Origin of the sequence: Companilactobacillus tucceti DSM 20183 (genome assembly GCF_001434665.1) — a bacterium.
GTDB lineage: Bacteria > Bacillota > Bacilli > Lactobacillales > Lactobacillaceae > Companilactobacillus > Companilactobacillus tucceti.
In genome coordinates this window covers 1-23,223 of the sequence record NZ_AZDG01000014.1, presented here as the reverse complement: position 1 = coordinate 23,223, position 23,223 = coordinate 1, and the positions used below count along the sequence as shown (strand labels likewise).

Annotated in this window: 24 protein-coding genes; 17 read left to right on the top strand and 7 right to left on the bottom strand. The window is 34.7% G+C overall.

Annotated elements, in window-relative coordinates:
- Nucleotides 1-5: 5 nt before the first annotated feature.
- Both FC72_RS06985 and FC72_RS06980 read left to right on the top strand, forming a co-directional pair.
- On the top strand, nucleotides 6-368 hold the full coding sequence (locus FC72_RS06985) for an iron-sulfur cluster biosynthesis family protein (protein ID WP_057766168.1): 363 nt from the start codon (nucleotides 6-8) through the stop codon (nucleotides 366-368).
- 101 nt (nucleotides 369-469) lie between these two features.
- Nucleotides 470-2,152 (top strand): hypothetical protein, encoded by a 1,683-nt coding sequence (locus tag FC72_RS06980; protein WP_057766166.1) that lies wholly within the window; start codon nucleotides 470-472, stop codon nucleotides 2,150-2,152.
- A gap of 408 nt (nucleotides 2,153-2,560) precedes the next feature.
- Here FC72_RS06980 and FC72_RS06975 read toward each other — a convergent pair whose 3' ends face one another.
- Together FC72_RS06975 and FC72_RS06970 are read right to left on the bottom strand one after the other, a co-directional pair.
- Nucleotides 2,561-3,949 (bottom strand): hemolysin family protein, encoded by a 1,389-nt coding sequence (locus tag FC72_RS06975; protein WP_057766164.1) that lies wholly within the window; start codon nucleotides 3,947-3,949, stop codon nucleotides 2,561-2,563.
- A 77-nt stretch (nucleotides 3,950-4,026) separates the two neighbouring features.
- Entirely contained in the window at nucleotides 4,027-5,121 is a 1,095-nt protein-coding gene (locus FC72_RS06970; RefSeq protein ID WP_057766162.1) for a CAP domain-containing protein, read from the bottom strand.
- Nucleotides 5,122-5,297: 176 nt separating this feature from the next.
- On the opposite strand from FC72_RS06970, the gene FC72_RS06965 reads away from it, so the two are divergent.
- The 6 genes from FC72_RS06965 to FC72_RS06940 all read left to right on the top strand — a co-directional run bounded on the left by FC72_RS06965 (nucleotide 5,298) and on the right by FC72_RS06940 (nucleotide 10,896).
- Nucleotides 5,298-5,825 (top strand): MerR family transcriptional regulator, encoded by a 528-nt coding sequence (locus FC72_RS06965; protein WP_057766159.1) that lies wholly within the window; start codon nucleotides 5,298-5,300, stop codon nucleotides 5,823-5,825.
- A 75-nt stretch (nucleotides 5,826-5,900) separates the two neighbouring features.
- Nucleotides 5,901-6,800 (top strand): phosphogluconate dehydrogenase (NAD(+)-dependent, decarboxylating), encoded by a 900-nt coding sequence (gene gnd, locus FC72_RS06960; protein WP_057766157.1) that lies wholly within the window; start codon nucleotides 5,901-5,903, stop codon nucleotides 6,798-6,800.
- Nucleotides 6,801-7,101: 301 nt separating this feature from the next.
- Complete coding sequence (locus FC72_RS06955; protein WP_057766155.1) at nucleotides 7,102-7,509, top strand: CrcB family protein; 408 nt, start codon at nucleotides 7,102-7,104, stop codon at nucleotides 7,507-7,509.
- Nucleotides 7,506-7,850 (top strand): fluoride efflux transporter FluC, encoded by a 345-nt coding sequence (locus FC72_RS06950; RefSeq protein ID WP_235805160.1) that lies wholly within the window; start codon nucleotides 7,506-7,508, stop codon nucleotides 7,848-7,850. The genes FC72_RS06955 and FC72_RS06950 overlap by 4 nt, the downstream gene beginning before the upstream one ends.
- 12 nt (nucleotides 7,851-7,862) lie before the next feature.
- Complete coding sequence (locus tag FC72_RS06945; protein WP_057766154.1) at nucleotides 7,863-8,276, top strand: DUF805 domain-containing protein; 414 nt, start codon at nucleotides 7,863-7,865, stop codon at nucleotides 8,274-8,276.
- A gap of 232 nt (nucleotides 8,277-8,508) precedes the next feature.
- Nucleotides 8,509-10,896 (top strand): isopeptide-forming domain-containing fimbrial protein, encoded by a 2,388-nt coding sequence (locus FC72_RS06940; protein ID WP_057766152.1) that lies wholly within the window; start codon nucleotides 8,509-8,511, stop codon nucleotides 10,894-10,896.
- 54 nt (nucleotides 10,897-10,950) lie between these two features.
- On the opposite strand, the gene FC72_RS06935 is transcribed toward FC72_RS06940, so the two are convergent.
- Both FC72_RS06935 and FC72_RS06930 read right to left on the bottom strand, forming a co-directional pair.
- Nucleotides 10,951-11,340: a winged helix-turn-helix transcriptional regulator gene (locus FC72_RS06935; RefSeq protein ID WP_057766150.1), complete on the bottom strand. Its 390-nt coding sequence runs from the start codon at nucleotides 11,338-11,340 to the stop codon at nucleotides 10,951-10,953.
- Nucleotides 11,341-11,384: 44 nt separating this feature from the next.
- Nucleotides 11,385-12,608: an MFS transporter gene (locus FC72_RS06930; RefSeq protein ID WP_057766148.1), complete on the bottom strand. Its 1,224-nt coding sequence runs from the start codon at nucleotides 12,606-12,608 to the stop codon at nucleotides 11,385-11,387.
- 553 nt (nucleotides 12,609-13,161) lie between these two features.
- Between FC72_RS06930 and FC72_RS06925 the strand changes: the two genes are divergently transcribed.
- From FC72_RS06925 to FC72_RS06915, 3 genes are read left to right on the top strand one after another with little or no spacing between them, the layout of a single operon-like run.
- The gene (locus FC72_RS06925) at nucleotides 13,162-14,130 is read left to right on the top strand and encodes an ABC transporter substrate-binding protein (RefSeq protein ID WP_057766146.1); all 969 of its coding nucleotides are present in this window, start codon (nucleotides 13,162-13,164) and stop codon (nucleotides 14,128-14,130) included.
- An 18-nt stretch (nucleotides 14,131-14,148) separates the two neighbouring features.
- Nucleotides 14,149-15,114: an ABC transporter permease gene (locus tag FC72_RS06920; protein WP_057766144.1), complete on the top strand. Its 966-nt coding sequence runs from the start codon at nucleotides 14,149-14,151 to the stop codon at nucleotides 15,112-15,114.
- Nucleotides 15,047-15,814, top strand: a complete 768-nt coding sequence (locus FC72_RS06915; protein WP_057766142.1) for an ABC transporter ATP-binding protein — start codon at nucleotides 15,047-15,049, stop codon at nucleotides 15,812-15,814. The genes FC72_RS06920 and FC72_RS06915 overlap by 68 nt, the downstream gene beginning before the upstream one ends.
- 429 nt (nucleotides 15,815-16,243) lie before the next feature.
- On the opposite strand, the gene FC72_RS06910 is transcribed toward FC72_RS06915, so the two are convergent.
- A complete protein-coding gene (locus tag FC72_RS06910) occupies nucleotides 16,244-17,110 on the bottom strand; it encodes an NAD(P)-dependent oxidoreductase (protein ID WP_057766139.1) in 867 nt (288 codons plus the stop codon).
- 154 nt (nucleotides 17,111-17,264) lie between these two features.
- Between FC72_RS06910 and FC72_RS06905 the strand changes: the two genes are divergently transcribed.
- On the top strand, nucleotides 17,265-18,113 hold the full coding sequence (locus tag FC72_RS06905) for a YitT family protein (protein ID WP_057766137.1): 849 nt from the start codon (nucleotides 17,265-17,267) through the stop codon (nucleotides 18,111-18,113).
- Nucleotides 18,114-18,284: 171 nt separating this feature from the next.
- On the opposite strand, the gene FC72_RS06900 is transcribed toward FC72_RS06905, so the two are convergent.
- Nucleotides 18,285-18,926 (bottom strand): SDR family oxidoreductase, encoded by a 642-nt coding sequence (locus FC72_RS06900; RefSeq protein WP_057766136.1) that lies wholly within the window; start codon nucleotides 18,924-18,926, stop codon nucleotides 18,285-18,287.
- 95 nt (nucleotides 18,927-19,021) lie between these two features.
- On the opposite strand from FC72_RS06900, the gene FC72_RS06895 reads away from it, so the two are divergent.
- Entirely contained in the window at nucleotides 19,022-19,786 is a 765-nt protein-coding gene (locus tag FC72_RS06895) for a flavodoxin family protein (RefSeq protein WP_057766134.1), read from the top strand.
- A 48-nt stretch (nucleotides 19,787-19,834) separates the two neighbouring features.
- On the opposite strand, the gene tpx is transcribed toward FC72_RS06895, so the two are convergent.
- Nucleotides 19,835-20,332: a thiol peroxidase gene (gene tpx, locus FC72_RS06890; RefSeq protein ID WP_057766132.1), complete on the bottom strand. Its 498-nt coding sequence runs from the start codon at nucleotides 20,330-20,332 to the stop codon at nucleotides 19,835-19,837.
- 98 nt (nucleotides 20,333-20,430) lie between these two features.
- Here tpx and FC72_RS06885 point away from each other — a divergent pair, with 98 nt between their 5' ends.
- From FC72_RS06885 to FC72_RS06870, 4 genes are all read left to right on the top strand, one after another.
- Complete coding sequence (locus tag FC72_RS06885; RefSeq protein ID WP_057766130.1) at nucleotides 20,431-21,078, top strand: nitroreductase; 648 nt, start codon at nucleotides 20,431-20,433, stop codon at nucleotides 21,076-21,078.
- A gap of 2 nt (nucleotides 21,079-21,080) precedes the next feature.
- Nucleotides 21,081-21,590, top strand: coding sequence for a GNAT family N-acetyltransferase (locus FC72_RS06880; RefSeq protein ID WP_057766128.1), 510 nt, complete (start codon nucleotides 21,081-21,083; stop codon nucleotides 21,588-21,590).
- Nucleotides 21,591-21,707: 117 nt separating this feature from the next.
- On the top strand, nucleotides 21,708-22,139 hold the full coding sequence (locus FC72_RS06875) for an LPXTG cell wall anchor domain-containing protein (RefSeq protein WP_057766126.1): 432 nt from the start codon (nucleotides 21,708-21,710) through the stop codon (nucleotides 22,137-22,139).
- A 138-nt stretch (nucleotides 22,140-22,277) separates the two neighbouring features.
- Nucleotides 22,278-23,114 carry a WxL domain-containing protein gene (locus FC72_RS06870; protein WP_057766123.1) on the top strand — a complete coding sequence of 279 codons (837 nt, stop codon included), beginning with the start codon at nucleotides 22,278-22,280 and terminating at the stop codon, nucleotides 23,112-23,114.
- Nucleotides 23,115-23,223: the final 109 nt, after the last annotated feature.

Sequence of the window (23,223 nt, the reverse complement as noted above, 5' to 3'; positions counted from 1 at the left end):
TGGTCATGGAAATCAAGTTAACAACTGAGGCCATGAATAAACTCAAGGCCTATACAGAAAAAGGAAAAAAGTTGGTCCTAGATCTTGATGACGGCTTGGGACGTTTTTCAGGAGAAGGGGATTGTGCTTTGATCACTAAATTCCGCGTAATTGTTGTAGATAATGATGAGGACGTTTCAGATTATTCGATTCATTTGAAAAGTGTATTAGGAGATATTTACTATAAAGAAAGTGCAACTGACTTCTTGGAAGCCGGTTTGCAATTAAAGGTCAATCCTAAAACACAATTGCTTGTTCTGAAAAATAACCACGAAACTATTGATAATAGTGTTAATATTATTGATTTTGATTCAGTAAAATCTAAATAAGACTTAAATTTTTGAGTACTGGAATTATTCCGGTACTCTTTTTTTATTGCGTTAGTCTTGTATAATATGTGATAGCGTCTAAATTTAGGGGAGTTTATACAATGCAGAATAGTTCAAAGGATAAGCAAAATAAATATTTGAAATATACTTTAATGACTATCGCAACTTTGATTGTTTTCGCGATAGCTAGTATTGCAACAGTTTATTTTACTGAAATTTATCATGGCCAATTTTGGTCATATCTAGGTTCTAGTGACAATCGTTTTCATGCGATGAGAATTGAGGGATTAGCTGAATCCATTAAGCACAATCAGTATTTTCCTTGGATAAATATGTCGTTTATGGATGGATTTGGATATATAGTAAATACTTTTTATTCAGATTTGATGATTTACCCAGCTGCTATTTTTAGATTAATGGGATTTTCAATGGCTAAAACTTTTATAGCCTTTTATTTCTTATTAAATGTTTTGACATTTTCGACATCATTTTTAAGTTTCTTAAAAGTAAGCAAAAAATATTGGAATAGTTTAGTATTCAGTTTTGTTTATACATTATCAACATATCGTCTTCATGATTTATTGTATCGTCATGATGTCGGTGAATTGATCGTATTTGTTTTCTTGCCAATTGCATTCTTAGGAATTTATGAAGTGTTTTATGGCAAGCGTCAAAATTGGTGGTATTTAACAATTGGGATGACGGCAATTATTTATTCACATGCTTTGTCACCAGTTTTGGTAGCTATCGTGATCGTCTTAGTTGCCTTATGTCAATATAAGGAATTAAGAATTCATCCTAAGCGTATTTTGTCGTTATTATATGCGGCAGGTACATCACTATTACTTTCATTAGCATATTTCTTACCAATGATGGAACAAATGAAACATACTGATTTTGTTTTATCTCACTCAGCAATCAGCCTTTCTGCTGGTGCATTAGAATTACAGGATTTAATAGATGCTAGTTTGAATAACGTTGTTACTCAACCAGTTATTGGTTTATTGATGATGACCTTGGCTGTTATTGTATTTGCAAGTTACAAAAAGATAGATAATCCAGCTGTTAAGAACTTTTCATTACTAGGTGCTGGATTACTAGTTATGAGTACTAGAATTTTTCCATGGGGTATTCTTGATAAAACTCCATTGAAAGTTCTTCAATATCCTTGGCGTTTAGATATTGTTATTTCCATCATGTTAGCGATATTTATTGCCTATGATCCACTTCATATCCTTAAGGGAAGATTAGGCAAGATGGGGATGATATTAGTAGTAATGCTATTGACTGTTTCTGCCAGCAGCAGACTTGGTCATACGGCAGATGCTATAAACACGTATTCTCAATATAACAAATTAGAAACATACAGTATTGGAGCAGGACAAGAATATTTACCTGTAGGCACTAGTCCATTGGAACTAAAGAAAATGGGGCACAAACCTCAAGTAAAAGCTGGTAAAGCTAAATTGAGTAATTTCAAACAAGATTGGTCTACTTTAACGCTTGATTATAAGAATGCTAAAAAGGCTAAAGTTGATCTACCTATTATTGGATATTATGGTTATCAGGCAACTACTAAGGGTAATACAAGTGCTGTAACAATGGATAAGAGCAATAATAACTTAGCTCAAGTTGAGTTGAATGGTAGTGGTAAATTAACCGTTGAATATACTCAAACAAGTATTCAAAAATACAGTAAAATCATTTCTCTATTAAGTTTAGTTGTAATGGTGGTTTGGTTTGTTGCTGATAAATTTGGATTTAAATTTAAGAGAAAAAATTAAGAGAGTGTGCCAACACATGGTCAGCTTTAAACGGAAAAAGCTATGTGTTGGCACATGTTTATGCTGCATATTTGATTTGAAGAGTAGTTACGTTATAACTGCTCTATACTTTGGAAGTAGTAATATGCCGCCTTCAGGAGCAAGAAAATTAGGCTGCTATGGGACCGTTCGTAGCCAAGGTCTACGAACTTGATTTTGAACTTCGCAAAGTACGCGAATTTCAAAAGTCATCCTGTGCTGTAAGGCCGGAAAACCACCGACCTAACACCACCTTCACAGCGGCCCAATTTTCTTGCTCCTTCCGGCTAGTTTATTCTTTGATTTTTTTACTACCTCATTAAAAAGTAACTAAAATTGATAAAGAACCAAAAAAAGACAATAAAAAAAGCAATCATTAGATTGCTTTTTTTATTGCTCTTCTTTTAAGTCATCTACATCAGTTAATGAAGCTAAGTTATCTTGTTTAGTTACTGCTTTTTTATCAACTGTAACTTTGAACCAGTTAACAAAACCGTGATCAAACTCAGCTACTTTGAAGTGGAAGTTTAACATGTTGAATTCAAAATCTTGGTCAATATTAGGATATTGTTCGATCATGAACCCACCGACGGTAATAATATCTGACTCTTGAAACTCAGGAATATCGGTTTTGAAGTATCTTTCAAAATCATATAGTGTTGTCTTACCTGATACATTATAGCTGCCATCTTCATTTTTAACGATGTATTCATCAGAAACATCATCGATTTCATCTTTAACGGTACCAAATAATTCTTCATAGATATCTTTATCAGTAACGATACCACTAGTACCACCATACTCATCGACAACTACGACGATAGGTGTTTGTTTTTTGATCATCTTCGACAAAATATCTTGAATAGGCATAGTTTCGGGAACAGTATTAACTGATCTTAAAACACGGCTGATTCCAATATCACCATCAACTTGATTTTGGCGGACAATGTCGTAAGCATAAACATAACCTAGAACTTTATCTTTATCGTTATCAGCGACAACTGGAAATCTTGAGAATCCTTGTTGTAAGTAGTCTTTTAAGACATCTTTGACTTTATCAGTAATGTCTACGACATAAAGACTAGTTCTATCCACCATGATGTCTTTAGCAACCTTGTCATTTAATTCAAAGGCTCTTTGCATGAAGACAACATCGTTTTGATCCATATCACCACCATGAACTGATGATTTGGATAATCTGAGAATTTCTGATTGTGAGAATATCTCATTTTCAGAATCCGCAGGCTTTAATCCCATTAACTTGATAATACCTGTAGCAGAAACGTTTAGTAACCAGACAAATGGGTAAACTGCTAGATGGAATACTCTCATTGGTGTAACGACGATCATTAACATGCGCATTGGCATATCAATAGAGACGTTTTTAGGTACGATTTCTGTTAGAACAACTTCTAAGTATGTTAGTAACAAAACACCAACAACAGAACCAACGATATGTAAACCGCCACCGCTTGATAGATGGATCAAACCGAATAAATCTATTAATAAATACTCTATAGTACTTTCACCGATCCAACCTAGAATAATACCAGCGATACTTGTACCAACTTGTGTTGTTGATAGATATTCGTTTAGGTTATTGACCATCATTAAAGCACGTTTTAATTTCTTTTGATTACCTTCGCCTTTTGAAATTGCATCTTCTAGTTGACTGGGTCGTGTTTGTACTAAAGCAAACTCAGCAGCAACAAAGAAGAAAGCGAAGATAAATGTTATTAGAATAATAATTAAGTTAGCTGTAATTGCAGAACTTGACAATATTTAATTTCCCCTTTTTTTCTATGTAAGTTGGATTATAACACTATAACATCAATAAAAGCCGACATTGTCGGCTTTTATTGATTAGCGTAACCATATCCTAATCCGTTAGCTGTTTCTGAAAAGGTTTTGAAAGTATAACTATAACTAGGAACGCTTTCAGAATTTAAGTTGTTAATTGTAACACGATAAGTTGAATGATCATTTATGGCAATATTCTTTGGTGGCATATAGGCGATAACGTCACTCAAGTATGCATATGATCTATCAGATAACGGAGTTGTTATACCAGATGATCCATCAGTTAAGTTTTCAACTGTAATTGTCGTTTGGTCGGTGATAATATTTTTATTTTGATCAGCGAAAGTAATGGACCAGGGGATCAAAGCTCCATACTTATTAGTCAATTCCTCAACAGGGAAAAGATTATATGGATAAGTTACGACTGACTTTTCAGCCTGATTGTAAATATCGGTTGGGTTGTTAACAAAAATCGTTTCATATTGTCGTCCGTAGTTACCAATGGCAATACCGACTCCAACTGATGAAAGTCTAGGTGACAACAACCAAGCACGGTGACCTGTATTAGCACCTTCAATATCAGTGTCATCAAAAATCAATTCACGAACAGGATCACCGATGGTTTTTGGATATCCAAAGTATAAATTACCGTATCCAGTTCCATAAACGGCCTGATGCCAATAAATATCTTTGATATTATCAGGTCTAGCTGTATTAGCTAAGAAATGTTGGCTAATATATGGATTGGAATTAGAAACAGCCATTACTGAAGAAGCGATTTGTGAAGTATAGTTAGAATCTTCTTTAGAAGTGATCGGACTTAATCCTGATAATTCACGATAATAATTTATCCAACTAACGGTACCATTAATTGCATTACCACTAAGAGTTCCTGGATAAAAGCTTCCATCAGTGGTCAAATTTGGAGCCGTCGTAAATAAATTGCTCTTATTGTAAAGATCATTATCAAGGTTTTGATATGTCTGTTGAAGCTGCTTAATTCTAGTGATTTCACTTGGACTGTAATAAGTTCTATACAAATCAGAAATATTAGTCGTTACATTACTGGTTGCTTGTACCGTTGTAGGAGCTGCAACGGAAAAGAGTAACAGTAAGGACGCGCAACTAATAAGTAACCGTGACCTCTTCATTTTCATAACCTCATTTGCAATGTATTTACTATCTATAGTATACCCAATTCTAATAATAAAATGTAGTTTGAAGAAAACGAACTAGTCAATTAGTTGTTTTAATGCAATATTTGTGGTTGAACTCCTAAATGATTATTTTTATAATGAAAGAATGAATTGATCTGGGGGAAATACTTTTGAGTAATGTAAAGAATGAAAACTTTTTAACGCCTGCACAAGCTGCAAAAGAATTGGGGATCAGTGTTGCAACGCTACGAAAATATTCATTGATCGTTGAACATACAACTGGTAACGCCAATTATTTTGAACGCAATAGTCAGAATAATCGCTTGTATACTTCTGAAAATTTGGGTGACTTTAAGAAAATGGTAGATTTAGGTCATGAACCAAAAATGACTTTGGATCTAGCAGCACAAAAAGTTTATCCAAGTAAAGAAAAAACTGAAGCAGCTGATGACAATCATTTGGCACAAGATATTGCTGATCTAAAGGCTGAAAATAAGAAACAATTAGCAACTATTGAACAACTAAAAAATGAAGTTGCCGATTTAAAGTCAGCTAATAAAGAATTGGAATCAAAAAATGCAACACTTAAGACTAAAAATGAAAAGTCTGAAGAAAAAACTACTGAACTAAAAGAACGTGTTAATGAACAAGTTAAAGATGACAAAAAGGGTCATTGGTGGAATAGATTCGTCAAATAAGTAGGTTAGGCAAATTGTCATGCCTGCTTTTTTTGCGTATAATTGTTGATTGGTAAAAACTTAGGAGGATTCACTTTGAAACTAGCAATGATCGGACTCGGCAAGATGGGGATCAACTTGACCGAAAATTTAATCAGAAATAATAACGAAGTAGTAGCATTTGATTTAAACGAGGATGCCAAAAAGGATGCACAAAAATTGGGTGCTGAAGTAGCTGACGATTTACAAGGTGTTATAGATAAGTTACCAAAGCAAAAAATCGTTTGGGTTATGTTGCCAGCTGGCAAGCCAACTAATGCAACTATCGATACATTAAGTAACATTTTGTCAAAAGACGATATTGTTATTGATGGTGGTAATTCATTTTATGAAGACTCACTAAAACATAACGATATTCTAAAAGGAAAAGGTATTATTTTCTTTGATGCAGGAACTTCTGGCGGTATGTCAGGTGCTAATCATGATGGAAACTTCATGATCGGTGGTGACAACAAAGAAGCCTTTAAGATTATTGAACCTATTTTTGAAGGAATTGCTCAAAAGGATGGTTATTTATACACAGGTAAAGCTGGTAGTGGTCATTATCTAAAGATGGTTCATAACGGTATTGAATACGGTATGATGCAATCTATCGCTGAAGGTTTTGATGTCTTGGAACATAGTAAATTCGACTACGATAACGAAGCAGTTGCCAAAGTATGGTCAAATGGTTCAGTTATCCGTGGATGGTTGATGGAATTAGCTGAATCAGCCTTTTCAAAGGATCCTAAATTAAATGAAATTCGTGGCGTTATGCACTCATCAGGTGAAGGTAAGTGGACTTTAGAAGAGGCACTTAAATTACAAGTTCCAACACCAGTAATCGCCGCTTCATTGATGATGCGCTATCGTTCTCTTGAAAATGATACAGTTACAGGAAAAGTTGTTGCCGCTTTACGTAATGAATTTGGCGGACATGACGTAGATAAGAAATAAAAAGAGTGTGACAAAAGGTGTTTTGCCACCGGAACATAGCCTAGAATCACGAATGATTGGCACCATTAATCATTTGTGGTTCGTAGCTATGTGCAGGTTGCAGCCTTTTGTTACGCATTTAGTCTATAAAAGTTAGGAAATACAAAAAGAGTTTGGAACAAAATACAACTTTTTCCGCTTAAAACAAATGGCACCGGCAATCCAAAATCGGATTTCTGGTGCCATTTGCCTTAATACTTGAAAGTTGAACATGTTTTGTCCCACTCTTTATTTTTAGAATTTTGAGAGGTGGAGATAGCTCATCAAAGAAGTAAAAACCTTTTTAATTATTTTCGTTGGAGCTTTTATAGGTAGTAATCTGCGATATGTTGAGGGATTGATTTTTAGTACTGGTGGGAACTTTCCTTTGGGCACAATCGTGGCTAATCTCTCTGGAGCGCTATTACTGCCGTTTTTAATACATTATTTGCAGGACCGTTATAACTTATCAGCGCAAACGATTCTATCTCTTAGTACAGGCTTACTTGGGTCTTATACAACCTTTTCAACATTCACGGCTGATACATATCGACTCTTTCAAAGTAATAGTTGGGGATATTTAACATTATATTTATTACTAACGATCGTTGGCGGATTTTTATTAGCAATCCTTGGAAATTACTGGGCTGCATCACAGGCCTTTCGTGATTTAGCAAGGAGGAAGCTATGATAAATTCCTTATTAGTCGGAATCGGTGCCGCATTTGGCGCTTATATTCGGAACTTTTTAACACAGAGTTCTCGAAAAATTAAAATAGACTTCCCATTTATGACTTTGATCATCAATATTTTAGGATCTTTTGTATTAGGCTATCTAACATCAACTGTTACCAATAAAAGAATGTTATTATTTTTAGGTACCGGAATATGTGGGGGATTTACTACTTTTGGTACATTTAACATGGAACTAAGTCAGCTGTGGTTTCAAAAACGTTATGTTAGTTGTTTGTTATATTTTAGTTTGACCTACATTTTTGGTATATTAGGTTTTATTATAGGAATTTACATATAGGAAGTAATTAAAATGAATGATTCAGTTTGGAATGAAAGTACTAAGCCAGGAATTTTAAATTCAACTAAATTGTATTTTCAAGATATGTTTATTGGTGCAAAACGAATTAGTCGTGCTGATTTTTGGTGGGGTATGCTGGGAATGACGATTTTAACAGTTGTTTTAATGGTTATTTTTGCGGCTTTGATGAATTTTTTGTCATTGAGAAGTTTTTATTGGAGTGCTGTTATGGGAGTAGCATTTGCCATGACATTTGGCTATTATTTAATAGCAATTTTTACAGCTACAATTAGACGATTACATGATCTAAATATGTCGGCCTGGTGGGTTTTATTATTTGTTATACCATTTATGGATTCACTAGCTTTGATTATATTGATGGTTTTGCCACAAAAAGACGTTTCAAAATGGCCTCGAACTATTTAAGTTTAAACAAGTTAAAAAGTGCTTTACTTCAACATTGTTGGTCCAACATATGTGAAGTAAAGCGCTTTTTGTTTTGTCAAATAATAAGTGAAACTCATTTTGAAAGAATAATTTACAATAAATGATGTCATGATAGATAAATATCTTTATATAATAGAAATAGAAACGTTTTCAAATAGAATTAATATAAAAAATATAAGATATTTTAGTAATTGTTGAGGAGAGAATCTTTATGAGAAGAAACGGATATCTGAAGTCCTTCATCTTATCATTCTTCTTTGCATTGTTTATTATTTTTGGGATTTCTGGAATGAGTCAAGATGTTAAAGCGGCTTTGAATGGACAAATTGATGATGGTATTACAGATTGGAGTGCTAATACTAGTAGATCAACTGTAGGACAAAAGAAGATTGGTAATGGATTGTCCTTAGGATATACTTTTGGATTGGCCAACGATAGCAATGGTAATGTAACTAAGGGTGATGACAATACCGTCACTACCCAAAGTAAGATATTTGATTCTAGTGCTAATAATGTTAGTTACTCAAAAATGAATATATTTTTGAATAATAATGGCACCTATATTGGTTCAGTTTTCCAATCAGGTACAACTAATAATACTGATCCAAGTAAGGTATCGTTATCTTCAGCAGATTTTGGAATAGTTTTCTCTAAGACAGATAAAGGATCTAATGGGATCAATGCCGAAGACTATTCTATTTTAATGAATTTGACTAACAAGGAATATTACACAGGTACTGACGCCAATGATAATCAGGTCTCTAAAATAATGGGTAACTATAGTAAGACAGATAGTTATGGTACTCATAAATTTATAGTGGAACTACTTCTTAGAGTATCACCCGGTAATACGGCTTTTGTACAAAGAGAATTATTTGTAAAAAATGTAAGTACATCTCCACAGTCTTTTGGAGTGTTCTTTGGTGAGGATACAAAATTAGGAAAATTTGATACTGTTCGTGTAAAAGATTTAGGTAATAAACATGGTATATACATTGAAGATGGGGCATATAAGTTAATGGTAAGTAACAATGTTCCAGATGGATTTAGCAAGTATACTGGGCAAGATTATACCAATGGGTACATGAACTGGTTAGGTAAATTTAGTGATAAAACTATTGAAGGAACAGGTGATGAAGTCAAATCTAATAGTTACGGAACTAGTCTATCTAGCGGAAAGGATAGTGCTTATACTCTAGTATGGCCTTATGTTACAGACTTAAAAGTTGGTGACACAGCGCACTTTGGTTCAGGCATGGGAGTTACGGAATCACCATATTCAGTACCCACACCTAGAAAGAGTTATACCAACGAGACCAGCAATGATGGTAAAAATCGTGTTGGCGATAAGTTAAAATTTGATCTCAAATTAGGTAATTATGGATATAGTAGTAAATGGAATTTTTCTAGTGTAAAAGATAAAATCCCGGATGGATTACAAATTGATCCTAATTCAATTAAGAAAATTGATCAGAATGGTACAACTACTAGTATTGACTCTTCAGCATACGATGCTTCAACTAGGACTTTGAATGCTCCGATTAATTTAGTGTTAAGTGATGGTCAATCAGCTGATATAACGTTTGAAGCAACGATAAATTCTAACGCCGATGGTTCGAAGATAACTAATACAGGTGACTTTATTGGTACAGATCCAAATACAGACGGAGGTGTTATAAAGACTTATTCCGCTTCTGTAGATATACCTGTAGAGGGTAATCCCTACAAGGATTCATTTACTCAAGAAATAAAGAATTCAAAAGACTCCGATTGGGGTACGACCGCTAAAGGTGCTAATGGCGATACGGTAGATTTTAAGAATACTTATACTGTTTTGCCGAATAGTAGCGATTCATTTTTAGGCAGAAAAGCTTCATTTAGGACTGAACTACCTGATGGTTTAACCGCCAAGGGGGATGCCACATTTACATTTAGTGATGGCAGTGCATCCTATACTTCTTCTGTAAATGGAGGAACGATCATACTATATGATCTTAAACCAGGAAGTTCTGTGACGGTTACTTATTCTGCCACAATAACTGGAAATGCTGGCTCAACGTCATATAACGATGCAACATTATCAGGTGGTCAAACTAGCTCTGGAACAAGTCTAGGTACTTTAACGACTAATCAAACAGAAGTTAACATCGAAAATTTAGTAGGATTTACTTCTATTCCAACTAAAATTGATTTTGGGACAGTACATATGGCTGGTACAGAGAAGACATTATCTAATATAAGTACAGAGGGACAACTAGCTGTTAATAATTCTAGTGGAAATCCTTATGATGTAACTGTTAGTTATGATAATAATGATGCAAGTACACAACTAAAAGATCCTGTTACAGGAACTGTTTTAAATCCTTCAGCAGATACAGGATTGCTATTCTTAAAGCAAAGAAAGAGTTCAGCGACTGATTCAGGAACTTGGCAATCTGTTGATGCAACGGGAACCAAAATCAGAAGTGATTCCTTTACTGGCAATCAAGATCTAACTAACTACATCGGTGTTGGTGATTGGCAATTGAAACTTAGCCCAACTACTAATCCAGGTGGTTATAGCGGTAAAATAACTTGGAATATTTCTGATAGTATTTAAAAAATTGTATTAAAAAAATCCTTGAGTTTGCAATAAAGCAAATCCAAGGATTTTTTAGTCTACATAAGGTATTTCATCAGGCTCAACATTTTCGCTATTTAATAAAATTATGTTTTCACCACGTTGCTTTCTAAGTTCAATATCGTGTTCTCCCCAAAGGCAAAGTGCTTCAAGAATACGATTCAAGCTTTCACCGTAATCTGTTAGTGAATATTCAACCTTAGGTGGAACTTGGCTGTATACTTTACGACTGACAATACCATCATCTTCTAATTCACGTAATTGTTGTGTCAGCATTTTTTGCGTAATATTTGGAATGGCCCGTCTTAATTGACCAGTTCTCATTGTTTGATGTTTAAGATGGCAGAGAATAATAGGTTTCCACTTTCCGCCAATAATATTCATAGTAGCTTCAACGCCAATATTATAAACTGCTTGTTTCATCTAATTCACCAGTCCTTTATTTCAGTAATGATATCTTACCATTATTATTTTGTTTGGCAATCTGATTGCAATTTTAGGTCATCACTAGAAACAATATTTTTGTTTCCGAGTTTCATTAAAACAGCTGTCAAAATAACACTAGCTAAAATCATACCTATTCCGATCCAAGGTGTGTTAACTAATTGGCCGGCACTAACAGCTTGACCACCAAGTGATGATCCAAAAGTAATTCCGACATTAAAAGCAGAAATATTTAAAGCTGAGGCTAAAGAAATTTCATTTGGGGTAAATTTCTCAGCTAGTTGGACAATATAAAGTTGTAATCCAGGGACATTCATAAAGGCGAATAATCCCATAACTAATACAGCTAATAATCCAAGGTAGTGCATATTCATAGTGAATTCCATCAATAGAAGAGCAACTCCTAAACCGATGAACATTTTCAAGAGTGCACTTAATGGATTTGTATTAGCAAATCTTCCACCAAGTGTATTACCGACAGCAACGGCTAAACCATAAAATACTAGAATTACAACAATAGCTGCTTGTGACCATTGCATTTGTTTATTCAAAATCGTTGTTAGGTAAGTGTAAACTGGGAAGGTTGCTCCATAACCTAAAGCAGTAATAATCAAAATCAATAGTAATTGAGGTTGCTTTAATATTTTCCAAATACCTTTGACACTTGTTGGTCTTGGTAATGGCAAGTCATTTGGTACAAGGATGAAATTAGTTATTAATCCTACTAAGCCGAGAATTACTAAGAATAAAAATGATGCTTTCCAGCCTAGAATTTGACCGATAAATGTTCCTAGAGGAACCCCTGTAACGGTTGCTACTGTTAGGCCAGTAAACATAATGGCGATTGCAGATGCACGTTTATTAGGTGCAACTACGTCAGCTGCGATCAATGAAGCAATAGCCATAAAAATTCCGTGGGATAAGGCTGTAATTACACGTCCCGCTAAAAGAATTCCAAAGGTTGGTGCAAGTGTGGCGATTAAATTACCAACTACAAAACTTATCATAATACCGACTAATAGTTTTTTTCTGTTCCATCTATTAGTTAGTAAAGTTAAAATTGGTGCACCGAACATGATTCCGGTAGCGTAGATTGAGACAGTCAATCCACCTGTTGCAAGTGAAACATTAAAGGTATTAGTCAAAAGAGGCATAATACCAACACTGATAAATTCAGTTGATCCAATGGCAAAGGCACTGATAGCAAGTGACATTAGGATCCAGTTTGATGATACTTTGTTATTCATATGTGATAACTCCTTTGTGTTGAAATATAAGCATGAGTTACATTATATGGAGTTAGGATAAATAAACAATTACGTACTTTAAAGTGCAATAGGTACTAAAAAGTGCCTATTATTTTTGAAATTTTTTTAAAATTATTATAAATCCCTATCTATAAGGGAATGAAGGCACTTTCAACATTAGAAAATTACTCATAAACTTGTCGTATTATTAGATTATTTGTTGACAGGTTAATCTGATAATGTTTTACTAGGAAACATAATAAAAAACAGACATGAAGGGAAAGGTAATTAGCTATGATAAAAACTCAACTGAAACATTTAAATAGTCAATTTGCCTTTAGCTTTTTCTTTAGATAGCGTTTGTATTCAATCTCTTGGATACGAACGCACACGCAGCGTTCGTATCTATTGATTGGATAAAGTTATTAAGCATGTCGCTAAGCCAGATAGATGCGAGTTGAATCTATCTGGAAATAATATTCGGGCCCGATATTAAACCAGATGGATTCTCGTAATCCATCTGGTTTTTTATTTTCTCTGGAGGGATAAGAATATGAAAAAATATTTAATGGGATTAATAACAATGATGATGGCAGTATTAGTTTTGGCGGGATGTTCGTCAAATGCTAGTTCTGATAAGAAAACTTTGAACGTAGGAATTTTACAAATAGTTCAGCACGGATCACTAGATGCTGCAAGGGATGGATTCAAGTCAGGATTGAATCAAGAAATTAAATCTCACAATAAAGATATCAAAGTAAAATACAATTACATGAACGCTCAAGGAGATCAATCTAATTTGAACTCAATGAGCCAACAATTAACTCAAAAGAAAAACGACTTATTGCTGGGAATTGCTACACCAGCAGCACAAGCCTTAAGCAAGAAAACAAAAGATACACCAATTTTAGTTACAGCCGTAACAGATCCAAAAGCAGCAGGTTTAGTTAAATCAAATGACAAACCTAAAACAAACGTTTCTGGAACAAGAGACCTTGGACCAGTTACAAAGCAAGTTAAATTATTAAAGACTTTAGTCCAATCAAATAAACCACTTGGAATTTTATATAACTCATCTGAAGAAAATTCTGTTTTACAAGTAAAAATGGCTAAAAAATATGCTAAGAAAAACAATATTAAATTGAACGTAGTTAGTGTAACAAGTACAAATGACGTTGCCAGTGCCGTTGATGGAATGAAAGGTAAAGTCGCAGGGATTTATCTTCCAACAGACAACTTGATGGCAAGTTCAATGAAGACAATTGGTAAAAAGGCTAAAGAAGCTAAATTGCCAGTAGTTACTGGTTCGATTGAAATGGCACAAGATGGTGGAACCGCAACTTATGGTCTGAACTACCGTGATCTTGGTAAGCAAACAGGTAAGATGGCTTATAAAGTTTTAGTTGAAAACAAAAAAGTTGAAGATATGCCAGTTGAAAAGTCTAAGACATTGCATTTATACATAAACAAAGCTAATGCCAAAAAAATTGGTTTAGATCCAGCAAAGATTCAGAAACCTTAAAAAGGAGCACTAAACAATATGCTAATATCCAGCTTAGGACAAGGATTATTATGGGCACCATTAGTGATTGGTGTGTTTATTACTTTTAGAATTTTAGATATTCCCGATTTAACGACTGAAGGAAGTTTTCCTTTCGGTGCAGCAATGACAATTAGTTTGATGTTAAATGGACAATCAGCTTTCATAGCGACTTTAATGGGATTTGTAGCGGGATGCTTAGGCGGATTTGTAACAGGTGTGCTTGATACCAAGTTACATATTCCATCATTGTTAGCCGGTATTTTGACAATGACAGGTCTTTATTCAGTTAATATGCACATTATGGGAAAATCCAATGTACCTCTATTAACTCAAAAAGTTTTGACTGACTATTTACCAGACTGGGCAACAGAGATCCAGACTATTATATTGGGTGCAGTCATTGTGGTGATCGTTATAGGATTACTCTACTTATTATTCAAGACACATTTGGGATTATCTTTAATGGCAACTGGTAATAATAAAGATATGAGTGCTGCCAATGGAATTAACACTGACAAAATGATTATTTTCGGATATACCATTTCTAATGGTTTGATTGCTTTATCAGGATCATTAATAGCTCAAAGTAATGGCTATGCTGATATTGGAATGGGAATTGGAACTATCGTTATTGGTTTAGCATCAGTTTTAGTTGGTGAAATTTTCCTTCGCGGTAGAAATATTTTAGTTAGGTTATCAGCTATGGTAGTTGGTGCTGTATTATACAGATTCTTACTAACAGTAGCGATGGGATTAGGATTCCCTCCAGATGACCTAAAGATTTTATCAGCAATCATCCTAGTTATCGTTATATGTGTACCAATTGTTAGAAATAAACTTAAAACTCGTAAACAATTAAAATTGTATTTATCTCAGTTAGCGGAAGGTGAACAAGATGAGCAAGACGGAAGTATTAAACATACAAAATTTACAAAAGGTGTTCTTTCCGGGGACAGAGAATGAGCGTCACATTTTAAAGAACGTTAGTTTAAAAGTGTATGATGGCGATTTTATTTCAGTTATCGGTAACAATGGTGCTGGTAAATCCACTTTACTAAATACGATTGCTGGCACTTTGTCAGCAGATGCAGGCTCAATTAATTTAGAGAACAAGAATGTTATCAAAAAATCTGTTTCATATAGATCACGTTGGATGTCTCGAGTTTTCCAGGATCCTAAAATGGGAACTGCTGGTGAACTCAGTGTTGCTGAAAACTTAGTTTTAGCACAAAGCCACGTTAATACGACTAGTTTAAAATGGTATAACAAAAAAGGACAATGGGAAAAGTTTCAAGAGTTGTTGAAGCCTCTTGATATGGGACTTGAAGATAGATTGAAGACTCAAGTTAAGTACCTTTCTGGTGGTCAAAGACAAGCTTTGTCATTATTGATGGCAACTTTAAGTAAGCCTAAATTGCTATTGCTCGATGAACATACCGCCGCTCTTGACCCCAAAACTAGCCGGGATGTTATGAATTTGACTGATGAGATCGTTAATCGTGAAAAACTGACGACTATGATGATTACTCATAAGATGTCTGATGCATTGAAGTACGGTAATCGTTTGATCATGGTCCAAGATGGTCAAATCACTTTAGATGTCAGTGGCAAAGACAAACAAAATTTGGATTCCGAAGAACTTGTAGGGATGTTTGATAATTAAGCCCGCCTCCGAGTGAGAAAATATCAGTCTGCCATAGGACCGGTTCAAGCCGAGGTCTTGAACCTCGATTTTGAGCTTTGCTAACGCAAATCTCAAAATACGTCCGTGGTGTAAGGCCACAAGCGGCCAACACCACATTCATGGCTGACTGAATTTTCTCACTCTCCGGCTAATAAACAGTTAATCCCCCTTTATATACAGTTACTATTAATAGTCTGTATATAAAGGGGGATTTATTTATGTAGAAATTATATTTAACTGGAGGTATTGAGTAATGTAACCAGTTGTGAAAGTGGAGTTGAACGCGTGCGTTCTTACTCCACCGACGATTTGAAGATTTGCGTAAGCAAAGCTTCAAATTGAGACTTCAGACCTTGGCTGAAGTCGGTCGCACAACAGGTGGAATTACTCAATACCGGAAGTGGAAAGTTACCACCACAACTTAACCAGTGCTTGTGTACCATCATTGCCTAAATCTTTTTCGTCAACTAACTTTTCGTATAGTTCTTTTGCTTTTTGAGTAGCAGGTAAATTTAGTTTCATCTTTTCACTTTCATCTATCGCAATTCTTAAGTCTTTCAAGAAATGTTTTGAAAAGAATCCTGGTTTAAAATCACTATCTAAAATTCTAGGTGCATAGTTTTCTAGACTCCAATTATCACCAGAACCACCACTAACTGTCTTTATAATAGAAGGAAGATCTAAGTTTGCGGCTTTGGCGTAGACCAGCATTTCTGTCATTCCGGTCATTGTTCCAGCAATCATGATTTGATTGGCCATCTTGGCATGTTGACCAGCTCCATAGGTTCCAAAGTAATGATTGGATTTGCCAATTATTTCAAAAATTGGTTGTAATTCATCGAAAGCTTTTTTAGATCCGCCGACCATAATGGTTAGTTTTCCATCACGTGCACCGACATCTCCACCGGAAACAGGGGCATCTAATGCCAAAGCTCCAATTTCTTCAGCTTTTTCGCCGATTTTCTTAGCTAATGTTGGTGTACTTGTTGTCATATCAACAATTGTTTGATTAGATTTTAGATCTTTAAAGATACCTTTTTCTGAATTAAAGTAGACATCTTCAACGTCTTTTGGAAAGCCTACCATTGAGAAAATGATGTCGGCATTTTCAACGACTTCTTTTGGTGAATTGTACCATTTGGCACCTTTTTTTATTAAAGGTTCAGCCTTAGATTCTGTTCTTGTGTAGATAGATACCTGATAGTTTGCTTTCAACAGGTTATTTATTATTCCACTGCCCATGACACCGGTTCCAATAAATCCGATTTTTTGCATTTTTCTACCTCCTGATAACTCGATTATATATAAAATATAATCTATTTGATTCAAAAATTAAAATATTTAGTGAGAATCCAAAAGTATATTGTTTTTTGGAAATTCCTAAGCTATAGTGTGTGAGGCTAGCAAAAAAATAGGAGGTGATTTCAACATGAAATTCAATAATTATCCAAGAGACATCTTTGCAGCAATATTCTTTGGAATAACTTCCGCTATAGGAATTCAATTGCTTTTACAACCAGCAAAAATTTATACTGCTGGGGTTATGGGTGCAGGTCAGTTGATATCAAACTTGTTCGCTGAATTTGCCAAAATTAATAGCCCAGTTTATTTATGGTATTTTATTATTAACGTGCCAATTATTTTAATTGCTTGGTTCAAATTAGGTAGGAGGTTTACGGTTTTATCGTTAATCGCCGTTGCCTCGTCAACACTTTTTATTAAATTTATTCCGTTAAATCCAATTACAAGCGATCCAATGCTAGCTTCCGTATTCGGTGGGGTCATGGTTGGTGTTGGTACGGGGTATTGTTTCCGCTGTGGTTTTTCAACCGGTGGAACGGATATTATCGCACTATTAGTCCAGAAGAGTACTGGAAAAAGTGTCGGTGAAATAGGTTTTTATGTTAATGCCGTTATTCTTTCGATTGCCGGAGTTGTTTTCGGCTGGGAGCTAGCTTTATACAGTATAGTGTCTATTTACGTTACGTATCTGTTGGTGGATAAGATGTATATTCAACAACAAAAGATTACCGTAACCGTTTATTCACACCATATTGACGACGTCTCTCAAGAACTATTGAAAACAGTTCATCGCGGAGTCACACTTGATCATCACCTACAAGGTGGATATTCAGGAGAACCAATCGGTTCAGCAACAATGGTTCTAACAAGATATCAATTATTCTTCGTTAGAGATGCAGTTTCTAGAATTGATCCTGAAGCCTTTATAAATATTCAACCAACAATGTCAATTATGGGTAACTTTTTTGATAATTAGAGCGTGAAATATCGCGCTCAGCTTCTGAGTATAACTACTAAAAGCCTCTGTATTTACACAGTAAATACGGAGGCTTTTTGAAGTTAAACGGAGGAAGTTGCGATATTTCACGCGTTTAACCGAAGGTTAAAAAAATATAGAAGTTGTGATTATTTTAAATTTTTGAACTACTTACTTTATAACATCAGAAATAGGTTCATCACCACTAGCAATGCTATATTCTTTCTTTATAGTAGAAGGATTTTGCAATATTTCAACTAATGATTTAGCAACGTCAATTCTTGGTATACTTCCGGATTCATTTTCGCCCAAGGATTTTATTTTTCCAATTGATTCATCATTAGTAAGAACGCCTGGGTGAATAATTGTGTAATCAAGGTCAGTTCCTCTTAAATGAACGTCGGCGTAGTGTTTAGCAATCATGTAAGGCTTGATGCCTGAGGCATCCCATTTATCACGATTGTCACTGAAGATTGAACTGACCATGATATAACGTTTGATACCTAGTGCTTCTGCAACCATCATTGTCTTAATGGCACCATCCAGATCAATTTGTAAGGTTAAATCAGAACCGGCACCACCAGCGCCAGCAGAGAATAGTAAAACATCGGCTCCTGATTCTTTGATAGATTTAGTAATATCATCTAAAGAAGAAGTTAAGTCTAAGAATTGTGTAGGTATATTGTTAGCTTTGTAGGCTTTTATTTGTTCCTCACTTCTTAGTCCTGCTACAAAGTCGATATTTTTAGACTGTAATTCACCAATCAATAAATGCCCAACTTTACCATGAGCTCCAATTATTAATACTTTCATTTGAGACCCTCCTTATTATAACTACCATATCAGCAAAAGATTCTTTTTACCAATGATATGAATTTCATTATAATAGGGTGAAAGGGAGGGATTAGATGAAAGTTCTTGGCATTTTGGCTTCTCATCAAGAGCATGGATTGAATGCACAAATGCTTGATGAAGTCTTAAAGAATGTGGATGAGGGCGTTGAAACTGAAACCATTTATTTAGAGAATTATCAGATTACACCTCATAAATACCATGAGAAGAATCCTGTATTGGACGAATTGTCTGAAAAACTAATGTCTAGTGATGTTTGGGTTTTTGCTGCACCGACATATTGGCGTGAATTATCCGGTGTTTTGAAGAATTTCTTTGATTGTATGCGTCCTAAGTTTGTTTATTTTAAAGAAAATGGTGACACAATTCCGGGCAAGTTTAAAGATAAACATTATTTGAGTATTACATCTTGTTATGTCAGTCCACTAGAAAACTTTGTAACCGGAGTTACTGATGAAAGTTTTAAGACAATCGATCGAGTAATGAGCGCTGCAGGAGTTATTAAAACAGGTGAGATAGTATTACCTGGCACTTTTGGTATGAAAGAAATTCCTGAAGCGAAAAAACGTTTGGCAGTTAAATATGGACACAAGATATCTCATAAGAAGAGAAAGGATGACTCAACTTTGAAAAGATATATTCAGCTATTTTTCATGATTGCTATTATGGCTTTAATTACAATGGGTATTCAAGTTCCTTTGCAAAATATAATGCCGATTGATAACTTTTGGATCAATTATATAAGTTTCACAGTTATTTTCTTTGTACTTTTAGCATGCATTTTGCATTTTGTTACTTTTGTAAAGCATCGAAGACGTTAGATATAAAAAAGGAACAAGTTCACTTTTATGTGATCTTGTCCCTTATTTTTATTCATGCATTTGATCGATTTGATCTAATACCTTGTTGTAATCTGGTTCATTTGTTTGTACTTTGAGAATTTCTGAGTAGATAACTTGTTTGTTTGTATCAACTACCCAAACAGAACGAGCTAGGATATCTTTATCTTCGATCCATAATTTACTATTTTTACCAAAATCATGATCGACATCAGAAAGCATCTTCATGTTTTTAACGCCTTCAGCTGCACACCAATTTGATTGTTGTTCGATCGTGTTAGTTGAAATAGTGATGAAATTAATCTCTGAATGACCATCAACTTCAGTATTGAAGTGCTTTGTTTGAATGCTACATACACGGGTATTAATATCAGGTACGACACTTATCAAAAGAGGCTTATCTAAAAGATCACTTAACTTTACTGTGTTGCCATCTTTATCTAATGCTTTGAAATCTGGGAAGTTTTCACCAACTAGAGGAGGTTGCCCCAAAGTTGTTACTGTTTCTCCTTTGAAATCTAAATCCATACTTGTCCACACCTTTCCTGTTACAAATGTTTATAATTTGATTATAGATTAAAAAAAAGTAAAAACCTAGAAATTAGATTATTGGGAGGTAATTACCATTGGAAAATAGTAACTTAATTTATCAAAGAAAGTCGATTCGTTCGTTTAGCAATAAGAAAGTTTCTACTATTAATATAGAAGAAATAATCCAAGATGCTCAACGTGCACCTTCTTGGCAAAATTCACAACCTTGGGATGTTTATATTGCCTCTGGAGATAGTTTAAATAGAATCAGAAAGGCTTTTAAGAAATCCGATGTTCCAGGTAATCCTGACTTGTCTACACCACATCGTAATAATAGGTCTGAATTATCATTGAATAATATCAAAGAATGGTCTAAATCAGTCGAAGATGCAGTTGGTGACAAAGGAACTTCCGACCCTGAATTTGTTGAAGCAAGAGAAAATCTATTCTATGCACCGTATGTAATTTATTTAACGACTAACAAAAAAGCCAGTGAATTTACAATTTATGATATGGGTGCATTTGGGCAGACATTGATGCTAAGTGCAGCTAGTAAAGGTATCGGAACTATTCCCGCTTATGCATTAGTAAGCCATCCGGATATTATTAAAAAGGAATTATCTATCCCACAAGACCAAGAAATTGTTGTTGGTATTGCAATGGGTTATGCTAATGAAAGTAAGATAAATGATATCCAAACTAAGCGTGCTTCAGTTAAGCAAATTTTACATATGAAGGAATAAAAATGCATTTAATAGGAAGAAAAGTGATCATCCGAGATTTTGTCGATGAAGACTTTGAAAGCTTTTATCGATTAGTACAAGATGAGGACAATCATAAAAAGGCTGGATTAGAGTTTGTGCTCAATAGAGATCTTGCCAAAGAGCTTTTTAAAAAGTATCAAGAATTACCAAATAGTTACGCGATTGCGCTGGAAAATAATTCAATGGTAGGGATAATTGAATTAAATGAGCGTGGAATGACCGCTGATTTGAGAAAAACTAGAGAAATTGGCTTCATTGTTGATCGAGATTATCGAAGAAAAGGGATCGGCAGTGAGGCAATTTCTTTACTAATTGAGTATGGATTTAAGAAATTAGATCTAATTGAACTGTGGGCAGCAGTAGAAACTGACAATTTACCCACAAAAAATCTATTAAACAAGCTAAAATTCAAATTTATTTACCAAGTTAATCAGAATTCTCTCCTGACGGATAATAAAGTGCCTTTAGATTTTTATCTTTTGAAACCCTAGTTTCCCACTTTTGGAAAAGATTTCTTAAGTAAAACGGAATTTAAAGGTATAACATGCATGTTACACTTAATTCTGGTAAGGAGATAATAGACTGATTTTTGATGAGAGGTTTTTGATATGAAAAAAAGAAGATCAAGTAAAAGTCTCACAGTCAAAAAGCGAATGATCGGTTTATTTGCGATTGCCGTTATTGTTTTTGGAGTTGTTGGTGCCTTTGGGGTAAATCAAGTCATCGCCGATTCCGCGAACTCTACTGGAAGCTCCGTTGATAGTGCTCAACCTGTTGTCGCTGAAGATAGTGACGATGGCGGAGGACCTTCAAACGCCCACGTACTAGTAACAAGTGATAATACAGGGGATAACACAGACGGGGATTCAAGTAAAACTCAGTCATCAGATAACGTGCCATCAGTAAACATCAATAATCTATCATCGTATCCACAAACAGGGGATGCCGATGAAACAGGGTTGGTTATTGTCGGTTTATCTATGTTGGTTGGTCTATTCGCTTTTTACATGAAGAGAATTCGTAAAGCTTTAAAGATTTAATGGTTACAAAAAATACCATTTTTAATAAATTTCATTTACAAAAGGTGAAGTTTACAGAAGCATTTTTATTGGTATTATCAATATGTAATCAAGTTACATCAAACAAAAAGTAATTCGTATATCAGGGAGGAAACAAACATGAAATTATCAAGAAACGTATTAGTAGGCTCATTAGCTACAGCAGGTATCGTATTAGGAGCATTTGCCCCATCACTAACAGCACAAGCTGCTACAACATCAGCAACAGTTGGTGCAGATGGTGTAGTTAAACCAACAGGTGACACAAATAAAGACGTTAACTCATTAAATGATCCAGATAATCCAGGTCTTGCAATTGCTTATGATGATGGTGAAGGTAATGTTAAAACAGCAACTGCACAATCAGATGCAAACGTTACAGTTATCAGTGGTATTTTAACTTTAGATAAGGTTCCTGATTTTGGATTTGGTACAGCCGCAGCTGGATCAACAGTTGATCTTCAAAACAATAGTTCAGCTATTGAAGATGATGGTAACCAATCAGGTATTTTACAAGTAACTGACTCACGTCAAAATTCAGATAAAACAACAGCAGGATTTACAGTTTCTGCTCAATTAGGTTCATTCTATACTACTGACGCAGATAATCCAGCAACTGGTAAATTCCTTCTAGCATTGAAACCAGTACAATTAACAACATCAACAGATTCTAAAGATGTTATCCAAGGACAAAAGTCAATTGAGGCAAGTCTTACAGCTGGAGATAAAACAGATCACGATGTTATGAATCTTAAAGCCGGTTCATATAATAATGGTGCTATCATTGCCCAATTTGCAGCACAAACAGGTACACCTAACTCAGATGCTCAATTAACAGTTCCAGCAGATGCAGCTAATGGTTCAACACCAACAGCACAATCATATAAGGCACCTATTACATGGACATTAACACCAACAGCTATGACAAAAGCAGCTACTGGTGGTTCAGGTAACTAGTCATTAGTTTGATAATAAAGTCAATTTAGTAGTTAACAACAATTGATTTAAATAAAGAGGCTGTGACAAAAGTCCTAAGAAAAAAGATCAGAACGTGGAAATCGTAAGA